This is a genomic window from Streptomyces sp. NPDC033131 (assembly GCF_055578365.1).
In genome coordinates this window covers 1-8,611 of record NZ_JBVIPA010000095.1, presented here as the reverse complement: position 1 = coordinate 8,611, position 8,611 = coordinate 1, and the positions used below count along the sequence as shown (strand labels likewise).

At 68.8% G+C, this 8,611-nt stretch carries 9 protein-coding genes and 1 pseudogene; 7 read left to right on the top strand and 3 right to left on the bottom strand.

The genetic code is table 11. From position 1 onward, the window contains the following. The 3 genes from ACZ5XS_RS45435 to truA form a co-directional block, all read left to right on the top strand. A partial coding sequence (locus ACZ5XS_RS45435) for a DNA-directed RNA polymerase subunit alpha C-terminal domain-containing protein (RefSeq protein WP_324612174.1) occupies window positions 1-384 on the top strand: 384 nt, incomplete at its 5' end. 165 nt (window positions 385-549) lie between these two features. Continuing rightward, on the top strand, window positions 550-1,053 hold the full coding sequence (gene rplQ, locus ACZ5XS_RS45430) for a 50S ribosomal protein L17 (protein WP_468661588.1): 504 nt from the start codon (window positions 550-552) through the stop codon (window positions 1,051-1,053). 139 nt (window positions 1,054-1,192) lie between these two features. Next, on the top strand, window positions 1,193-2,050 hold the full coding sequence (gene truA, locus ACZ5XS_RS45425; RefSeq protein ID WP_468661587.1) for a tRNA pseudouridine(38-40) synthase TruA: 858 nt from the start codon (window positions 1,193-1,195) through the stop codon (window positions 2,048-2,050). 13 nt (window positions 2,051-2,063) lie between these two features. Here the strand turns inward: truA and ACZ5XS_RS45420 are convergent, their stop codons facing one another. Beyond that, complete coding sequence (locus ACZ5XS_RS45420) at window positions 2,064-2,948, bottom strand: hypothetical protein (protein WP_468661586.1); 885 nt, start codon at window positions 2,946-2,948, stop codon at window positions 2,064-2,066. A gap of 444 nt (window positions 2,949-3,392) precedes the next feature. On the opposite strand from ACZ5XS_RS45420, the gene rplM reads away from it, so the two are divergent. The 3 genes from rplM to glmM all read left to right on the top strand — a co-directional run bounded on the left by rplM (window position 3,393) and on the right by glmM (window position 5,944). Then, window positions 3,393-3,836 (top strand): 50S ribosomal protein L13, encoded by a 444-nt coding sequence (gene rplM, locus ACZ5XS_RS45415; RefSeq protein ID WP_217235219.1) that lies wholly within the window; start codon window positions 3,393-3,395, stop codon window positions 3,834-3,836. A 42-nt stretch (window positions 3,837-3,878) separates the two neighbouring features. Further along, the gene (gene rpsI, locus ACZ5XS_RS45410) at window positions 3,879-4,400 is read left to right on the top strand and encodes a 30S ribosomal protein S9 (RefSeq protein WP_217235218.1); all 522 of its coding nucleotides are present in this window, start codon (window positions 3,879-3,881) and stop codon (window positions 4,398-4,400) included. 185 nt (window positions 4,401-4,585) lie between these two features. Then, the gene (gene glmM, locus ACZ5XS_RS45405) at window positions 4,586-5,944 is read left to right on the top strand and encodes a phosphoglucosamine mutase (RefSeq protein ID WP_468661585.1); all 1,359 of its coding nucleotides are present in this window, start codon (window positions 4,586-4,588) and stop codon (window positions 5,942-5,944) included. Window positions 5,945-6,098: 154 nt separating this feature from the next. Here glmM and ACZ5XS_RS45400 read toward each other — a convergent pair whose 3' ends face one another. Then, on the bottom strand, window positions 6,099-7,034 hold the full coding sequence (locus ACZ5XS_RS45400) for a DUF389 domain-containing protein (RefSeq protein WP_468661584.1): 936 nt from the start codon (window positions 7,032-7,034) through the stop codon (window positions 6,099-6,101). A 16-nt stretch (window positions 7,035-7,050) separates the two neighbouring features. Next, window positions 7,051-8,019 (bottom strand): type I pantothenate kinase, encoded by a 969-nt coding sequence (gene coaA, locus ACZ5XS_RS45395; RefSeq protein WP_468661583.1) that lies wholly within the window; start codon window positions 8,017-8,019, stop codon window positions 7,051-7,053. Window positions 8,020-8,301: 282 nt separating this feature from the next. Here coaA and ACZ5XS_RS45390 point away from each other — a divergent pair. Then, window positions 8,302-8,611: pseudogene (locus ACZ5XS_RS45390) on the top strand (hypothetical protein); the annotation flags it as partial.

Below are 8,611 nucleotides of genomic sequence, written 5' to 3'. Positions count from 1 at the left end.
ACCCTGGTCGAGCTGTTCGGCCTGGCGCGCGAGCTCAACATCGACGCCGAGGGCATCGACATGGGCCCGTCCCCCACGGACGCCGCCCTGGCCGCTGATCTCGCCCTGCCGATCGAGGAGCTGGAGCTCACCGTTCGGTCGTACAACTGCCTCAAGCGTGAGGGCATCCACTCCGTGGGTGAGCTCGTGGCCCGTTCCGAGGCAGACCTGCTCGACATCCGCAACTTCGGTGCGAAGTCGATCGACGAGGTCAAGGCGAAGCTGGCCGGGATGGGCCTCGCGCTCAAGGACTCCCCGCCCGGATTCGACCCGACCGCCGCCGCGGACGCGTTCGGTGCGGACGACGACGCGGACGCCGGTTTCGTGGAGACCGAGCAGTACTGATTCGGCTGCCGGTCCTCGTGGCCGGCCGCGCAGTTCCCCGCGCCCCTTGGGGCGCGGACCTTCCGGGCGTCCGTAAAGGCTCCCGGATCTTCGACGGGCGACCGCCCGCTCGGATACTGACCTCGGTACCTGATACGGCCGGGGCAGACACCTAGGAGAAACACCATGCCGAAGCCCACCAAGGGTGCCCGTCTGGGCGGCAGCGCCGCGCACGAGAAGCTGCTCATCGCGAACCTCGCGAAGTCGCTGTTCGAGCACGGTCGTATCACCACCACCGAGGCGAAGGCGCGCAAGCTGCGTCCGTACGCCGAGCGTCTGGTCACCAAGGCGAAGAAGGGCGACCTTCACAACCGCCGTCAGGTGCTCCAGGTGATCACGGACAAGAGCATCGTGCACACGCTCTTCACCGAGATCGGCCCGCGCTACGAGAACCGCCCGGGTGGCTACACCCGCATCACCAAGATCGGTAACCGCCGTGGCGACAACGCGCCCATGGCTGTCATCGAGCTGGTCGAGGCGCTGACGGTCGCGCAGCAGGCGACCGGTGAGGCCGAGGCCGCCACTCAGCGTGCCGCCAAGGACGCCGAGGCTCCGGCCGCCGAGGAGACCAAGGTCGACACGACCAAGGCCGACGAGGCCGGCGAGGCCGAGGAGTCGAAGGACGCGTAAGCGTTCTGCCGGGGTGTGTGCGTGCGCGGCTGCGGCTTCGTCGTGGCTGATCGCGCAGTTCCCCGCGCCCCTTCGGGCGTTGCGGGTCCGTTCCTTTCGAGGGGCGGGCCCGCTTTCGTGTGGGTGAGAGGATCTCTGGGTGAGTGACGAAGCTGAGGCCGGGTTCGTGCGGGTGCGGATGGACCTGTCCTACGACGGGACCGCGTTCTCCGGGTGGGCCAAGCAGGCCGGGGGACGGCGGACCGTGCAGGGTGAGATAGAGGCGGCCCTGCGGACCGTGACGCGGTCGAAGGACACGACGTACGAGCTGACCGTCGCCGGGCGGACCGATGCCGGCGTGCACGCGCGCGGGCAGGTGGCGCACGTCGATCTGCCGGAGGAGCTCTGGGCGGAGCACCGCGAGAAGCTGCTCAAGCGGCTCGCAGGGCGGCTTTCCAAGGACGTACGGGTCTGGTCACTCACCGAGGCACCCGAGGGCTTCAACGCCCGTTTCTCGGCGATCTGGCGGCGCTACGCCTACCGGGTCACCGACAACCCCGGCGGGGTCGACCCGCTGCTGCGCAACCACGTCCTGTGGCACGACTGGCCGCTCGACGTCGACGCCATGAACGAGGCGGCCGAGCGGCTCCTGGGCGAGCACGACTTCGCCGCCTACTGCAAGCGGCGCGAGGGCGCGACCACCATTCGTACGCTCCAGGAGCTGAGCCTCGTGCGCGGCGACGACGGGGTCGTCACCGCCAGGGTCCGGGCCGACGCCTTCTGCCACAACATGGTGCGCTCGCTCATCGGGGCGCTGCTGTTCGTGGGTGACGGCCATCGGCAGGCCGACTGGCCCGGGAAGGTGCTGGCGGCCGGCGTACGGGACTCTGCGGTGCACGTCGTACGGCCGCACGGGCTGACCCTCGAGGAGGTCGGCTACCCGGCCGACGGGCTGCTGGCCGCGCGCAACAAGGAGGCCCGCAACAGGCGGACACTGCCCGGGGCCGGCTGCTGCTGACCCCGGGCGGCCGTCATCCGTTCACCGCGGCCGACGCCTGGGCCTCGCCCCGGCGGCGGATCTGGCGGAAGGTGAACTCGCCGAGGTCGTCGCCGGTCGTGAAGACGGCGGTGTCCTTCTCGGTCACGTCCTTGCCGTTGGTGAAGCCGGCGATCGTGAAGTAGGCGTAGCGGCCGTACGAGTTGGTGGTCGAGCGGCAGACGGCGGAGTTGCAGAACGCCTTGACGCCGTCCCCGGCCAGCGACGCGACGATGCTCTTCTTGTCGGTGCCCTTCTTGGCCTTGACCGCCTGTGCCTCGCTGTCGAAGACGGCCACGCCGACCGTCACCGCCATGCCGTCCTTGGTGTAGGTGACGCGCATCAGGCGGGTGCAGCCGTTGTCGGTGAGGACCTTCGCGAGGGTGCCCTTGGCGGCCGCGGCGCAGCTCTTGGTGTCGGCCGTCGGGCCCTTCTTGTAGACGGTCGAGCCCATGGTCAGCTGCGTGCCCGGGAAGAGGATGCCCGGGCCGATCGGGGCCGTGTCCTTGCTCTTGTCGGAGACGAACTCCTTCGGGTCCAGCGGCGGCGGGGCGCTGGTCGGCTCGAACGACGGCTCCGCGGTGCCGGTCCCGCTCGGGATGTCGGCGCTGGTGGGGAGGGAGGCCGGCTTGCCCGATCCCTCCGGGTCGCCGTTCGCCGACACCACGGCCATCGCCACGGCGGTGCCGATCGCCAGCGTGGCCAGTGCGCCGCCGCCGATGAAGAACAGCCGGCGCCGCTTGGCGCGCGTCTCGGACGCCTCGGCGAGCGCGGCCCAGTCCGGAGTCTCGTCGGTGTTGCCGCCGTTCCACGGCTGCTGGGATTGCGGTGTCCAGGGATCCCACTGGGACTGGGGTCCCCCCTGCTGCCCATAGCTCATGGGGCGCATCTTAGACGGGGGAGGCGGTGTGCCGGTCCGCCCCAAGAGGCGCCGGGCGCACCAGGGTTCGCTGGATGAGCGAGCGCAAAAGCGACATGTCCGGGTGGTTGGTGCGAAGGGTTCCGGCAGGGCGGCCTCACGCTGTGTGTGCCGGTGGTGACCGGCGTGTACCGCGTGCGGTGCCGGGGTGCGGAGGGCGGGTAGAATCGGGCCGGACGGCAGCAGGCGCCTCGTTTTGACCCGTACGGGCCAGCGAAGGTATCCTGCTTCTTCGTTGTGTATTGGCTTGCTCATTCTCACGGGACGGGCCCTTACACCGGTCCACCGGGCCGATGACCAGCGACCCCACGTACGCGGTATGCGTCGCCGCAGTGGGTTGAGGCTGTCGTGATCGTTTCGGTGACCTTGTTTAGGACCATTCACTCGAAGCGAAGGCTACGAACCGTGCGTACGTACAGCCCCAAGCCCGGCGATGTGACGCGCCAGTGGCACGTCATCGACGCTCAGGACATCGTCCTGGGTCGTCTCGCCACCACCGCCGCCACGCTTCTGCGGGGCAAGCACAAGCCGATCTACGCGCCCCACGTCGACACCGGTGACTTCGTCGTCATCATCAACGCCGACAAGGTGCACCTGTCCGGCAACAAGCGGACCCAGAAGATGGCGTACCGCCACTCCGGCTACCCGGGTGGTCTGCGCTCCGTCCGTTACGACGAGCTGCTCGACAAGAACCCCGAGAAGGCCATCGAGAAGGCCGTCAAGGGCATGCTCCCCAAGAACACCCTGGGCCGCCAGATGCTGTCGAAGCTGAAGGTCTACAGGGGCGACCAGCACCCGCACGCTGCCCAGCAGCCGGTGCCGTTCGAGATCACCCAGGTCGCGCAGTAAGTCCGGCCACCCCCTAAGACTGAACAGAATCTGAGGAGAATCGTGGCCGAGACCACCGTTGAGCAGCCGGTCGAAGAGACCGAGCTTGTCGACATCGAGAGCTACACCACGGAGTCGGACGTCCCCGTCGAGGGCGAGTACACCTCCGAGTCCATGGCGTCCCGCTTCGGCGACCCGCAGCCGGCCGCCGGCCTGGGCCGTCGCAAGAACGCCATCGCCCGCGTCCGGATCGTCCCGGGCTCCGGCAAGTGGAAGATCAACGGTCGCACCCTCGAGGACTACTTCCCGAACAAGGTGCACCAGCAGGAAGTCAACGAGCCCTTCAAGGTGCTCGAGCTCGAAGGCCGCTACGACGTCATCGCCCGCATCGCGGGTGGCGGTGTCTCCGGTCAGGCCGGTGCGCTCCGTCTCGGTGTCGCCCGCGCGCTGAACGAGGCCGACGTGGACAACAACCGCGGCGCCCTCAAGAAGGCCGGCTTCCTCAAGCGCGACGACCGTGCGGTCGAGCGCAAGAAGGCCGGTCTCAAGAAGGCCCGCAAGGCCCCGCAGTACAGCAAGCGTTAAGCTTCGCTGCCTGCTCGTACTCGCAGTACTACCAGCAGTACGCAGTACGTCCGAACGCCCCGGCGGCACGCCACAGTGCCACCGGGGCGTTCGTTTATCACAGGCCTGGGCGTATAACGGCACAAGGCGCTCAAAGGCTTGTGCGATCGGATGATTTCCGGATCTGAAGCTTCTCAGGAGGACAAGTGGGACGACTCTTCGGCACGGACGGCGTGCGCGGTGTCGCCAACGCGGATCTGACGGCCGAGATGGCGCTCGGCCTCTCCGTCGCCGCGGCGCACGTACTGGCCGAGGCGGGCACCTTCGAGGGGCACCGGCCGACCGCGGTGGTCGGGCGGGATCCGCGTGCGTCCGGGGAGTTTCTTGAGGCCGCCGTGGTGGCGGGTCTCGCGAGCGCGGGCGTCGACGTTCTGAAGGTGGGCGTGCTGCCGACCCCGGCGGTCGCGTATCTCACGGCCGACCTCGGCGCCGACCTCGGCGTCATGCTCTCCGCCAGCCACAACGCCATGCCCGACAACGGCATCAAGTTCCTCGCGCGCGGCGGGCACAAGCTCGACGACGAGCTGGAGGAACGCATCGAGGCCGTCTACGAGGAGCACCGCACCGGCGCCCCCTGGGACCGGCCGACGGGCTCTGGTGTGGGCCGCGTGCGCACGTACGAGGAAGGGGCCGAGCGGTACGTCTCCCACCTCGTCAGTGTCCTGCCGAACCGGCTCGACGGGCTGAAGATCGTCCTCGACGAGGCGCACGGCGCTGCCGCCAAGGTCTCGCCCGACGCGTTCACGCGGGCCGGTGCCGAGATCATCACCATCGGCGCCGAGCCGAACGGGCTCAACATCAACGAGGGCTGCGGCTCCACCCACCTCGGACTCCTCAAGGCCGCGGTCGTCGAGCACGGGGCCGCGTTCGGCATCGCGCACGACGGTGACGCGGACCGCTGCCTCGCCGTGGACCACACCGGTGAGGAGGTGGACGGCGACCAGATCATGGCCGTACTCGCGCTTGCGATGCGGGAGCGTTCCGCACTGCGCTCCGGCACCGTTGTCGCGACGGTCATGTCGAACCTCGGGTTCAAGCTGGCGATGGAGCGGGAGGGGCTCACCGTCATCCAGACGGGGGTGGGGGACCGCTACGTGCTGGAGGAGATGAAGGAGCACGGGTACACGCTGGGTGGCGAGCAGTCCGGGCACGTGATCATCCTTGATCACGCGACCACGGGGGACGGCACGCTGACCGGGCTGCTGCTGGCCGCTCGGGTCGCTCAGAGCGGGCGGTCGCTCAGGGAGCTGGCGGCCGTGATGGAGCGGTTGCCGCAGGTGCTGATCAATGTGCCGGATGTCGACCGGTCGCGGGTGGGGACGTCCGCGGAGCTGGCGACGGCGGTTGCGGATGCGGAGGCGGAGCTCGGTGAGACTGGGCGGGTGTTGTTGCGGCCGTCCGGGACCGAGCCGTTGGTTCGGGTGATGGTTGAGGCTGCTGATATCGATCAGGCTCGGTCTGTGGCGGGGCGGCTTGCGGATGTGGTGAAGTCCGCGCTGGGGTAGGGGTGTTGGTGTTGCTCTTCCGGGCCGGGGGTGGGGGATCCGTGGTTCGCGGGGTGCGGGTTCGTTGTGGCTTGTCGCGCAGTTCCCCGCGCCCCTAGGGGTGGCTTGGCGCGCAGTTCCCCGCGCCCCTGGCGGCGTTGGCGGGACCGGTGTTTTAGAGTGCCGCTCGTTTGCGTTGGGTGGACCAGAGGCATTTTTGGGTCAGCAGGGTGAGGGTGCCGGCCAGGATGATGCCGAAGAGGTTCAACAGGAGCTGTTCCGAGGAGCGCCAGGCCTGGTTGGTGTCGCTGTAGATGAGGGCCACGGCCGCGTTGGCGGCTGCGGGGACCGTCGTCACGGAGATGGCGACGCCGACCAGGGCGCCGGACTTGGAGGACGTCAGGGAGAGGGTGCCGGCGGCTCCGGCGAGGACGGCCACGACGAACGAGAACCAGTCCGGGGCGTAGATGAACCCGGTGTTGGGGCGATCGGCCTCCAACTGGGCTTTCGTGAACAGGCCGACGGCGTCCATGAAGAGGCTGAAGCCCACGGTCATCGCCATCGCCGCGGCGAAGCCCACCAGCAGCGCGATCAGGGAACGCAGGGCCAGGCGAGGCGCGCGCTGCACTATGGCGGTGCAGATGCCCGCCAGTGGCCCGAACTCCGGGCCGACCGCCATCGCGCCGACGATCAGGATCGCGTTGTCCAGGACCACACCGCAGGCCGCGATCATCGTGGCGAGCGTGATGAACGCGATGTAGGTGACGGAGAGCGTCGACTCCTCGTGGGTCGCGTCCGTCAGGTGTTCCCACAGGACCGCGTCCGCGCCCTCGCCGGGGGCGTCCGCCTCGGCCTTGTCGGCGCGCTCGGACAGGGACAGGTCGATGTTCTCGACGGCGATGGAGCCGGTGTGTCCGAGGCCCAACTCCTGCAGGCCGGTGAGGAGTTCGTCGCCGGCTTCGCGCGCGACGTCGCACATCACCACGTCTCCGGCCGGGTTGCGGGCCGCGCCCGGCATGACGACGACGTGGGCGGTGCCGACCGTCGTGTCGATCAGGCGGACCACGTCGTCGGTCTTGTCGGACGGGGTGATGAGACGCAGATGCAGCATGGCGGCAGACTAACGGTCACAGTTTGCGCAGGCTCAGGCGCTGCACCTTGTGATCGGGGCCCTTGCGGATGATGAGGGCGGCGCGGCCGCGGGTCGGGGCCACGTTCTCGATCAGGTTGGGCCGGTTGATCGTCCGCCAGGTCGTGCGGGCGTAGTCGAGGGCCTCCTCCTCGGACACCTGGGTGTACTTGCGGAAGTACGAGGACGGGTTCTGGAAGGCGGTCGCGCGCAGCTTCTTGAAGCGGTTGAGGTACCAGCGCTCGATGTCCTCGGCGCGGGCGTCGACGTACACGCTGAAGTCGAAGTAGTCGGCGAGGCCGACCCGGGTGCGGCCGTCCTTGCCGGGCAGGGCGGGCTGGAGGACGTTGAGGCCCTCGACGATCAGGATGTCCGGGCGGCGGACCGTGAGCCGCTGGTCCGGGACGATGTCGTAGATGAGGTGGGAGTAGACCGGGGCCGTCACCTCGGCCTTGCCGGCCTTGATGTCCGCGACGAAGCGGGTCAGGGCGCGGCGGTCGTACGACTCGGGGAAACCTTTCCGCGACAGGAGGCCGCGGGCCTGGAGCTCCTTGGTGGGCAGCAGGAAGCCGTCGGTGGTGACCAGCTCGACGCGCGGGTGCTCGGGCCAGCGGGAGAGCAGGGCCTGGAGCAGGCGGGCGACGGTCGACTTGCCGACCGCGACCGAGCCCGCCACCCCTATGACGAAGGGGGTGCCGGACTGGGAGCCCTGTTCGCCGAGGAAGGTGTTCAGGGCGCCTCTGAGACCGTCCGTGGCGCCGACATAAAGGTTCAGGAGCCGGGACAGCGGGAGGTAGATGTCCCGCACCTCGTCGAGGTCGATGACGTCACCGAGGCCGCGCAGCTTCTCGACCTCCTCGGCCGTGAGCGGCAGCGGCGTCTTCTCGCGCAGCACACTCCATTCCGCTCGGGTGAGGTCGACGTAGGGAGTCGCCTCCGGCCTGTGCCGGTGGGCGCTCCGGGGCATCGGGGAGACCGGAGAGATCACAGTCCATTGTTACGGGAGTACGAACGGATGGCGGGGTGGGGTCCGTCACGCATCAGGAATTCGGGCGAACCGGGGCAAGCCGGGGAATGTCAGTGCCGTGCGTCACAGTTGTGGGAGAGGTGGGCCCAGGCCGGGGTCCACGAACCCCGAGGGGGTGACCCATGACGTATGCGATTGAGGCGGAGGGCCTGGTCAAGCGGTTCAAGGAGACCGAGGCGCTGGCAGGCGTCGACCTGGGGCCCGCAAGGGCAGACCTTCACCATGGCCTGGCGCAGCCTGGTCGCCGTCAAGCACAACCTGCTCGAGCTGGTCGACTACAGCATCACGCCGATCATGTTCGTGTTTCTCTTCACGTACGTACTGGGCGGGCAGATGGCCGGATCGCCCGAGGCGTATCTGAAGTACGCGCTGCCCGGGATCATCGTGCAGAACACCCTGTTCATCGTGACTCCTTCGTGGATACCCCGGCCTTCAGTCGGGGAGGAAACGAAGCTCCTGCGGAGCAGGGCAGGGAAAGGCGAATCGCCTCCAGGGCGATTCGGCGTCTGCGGCCACCGGCCGACAGCAGCTG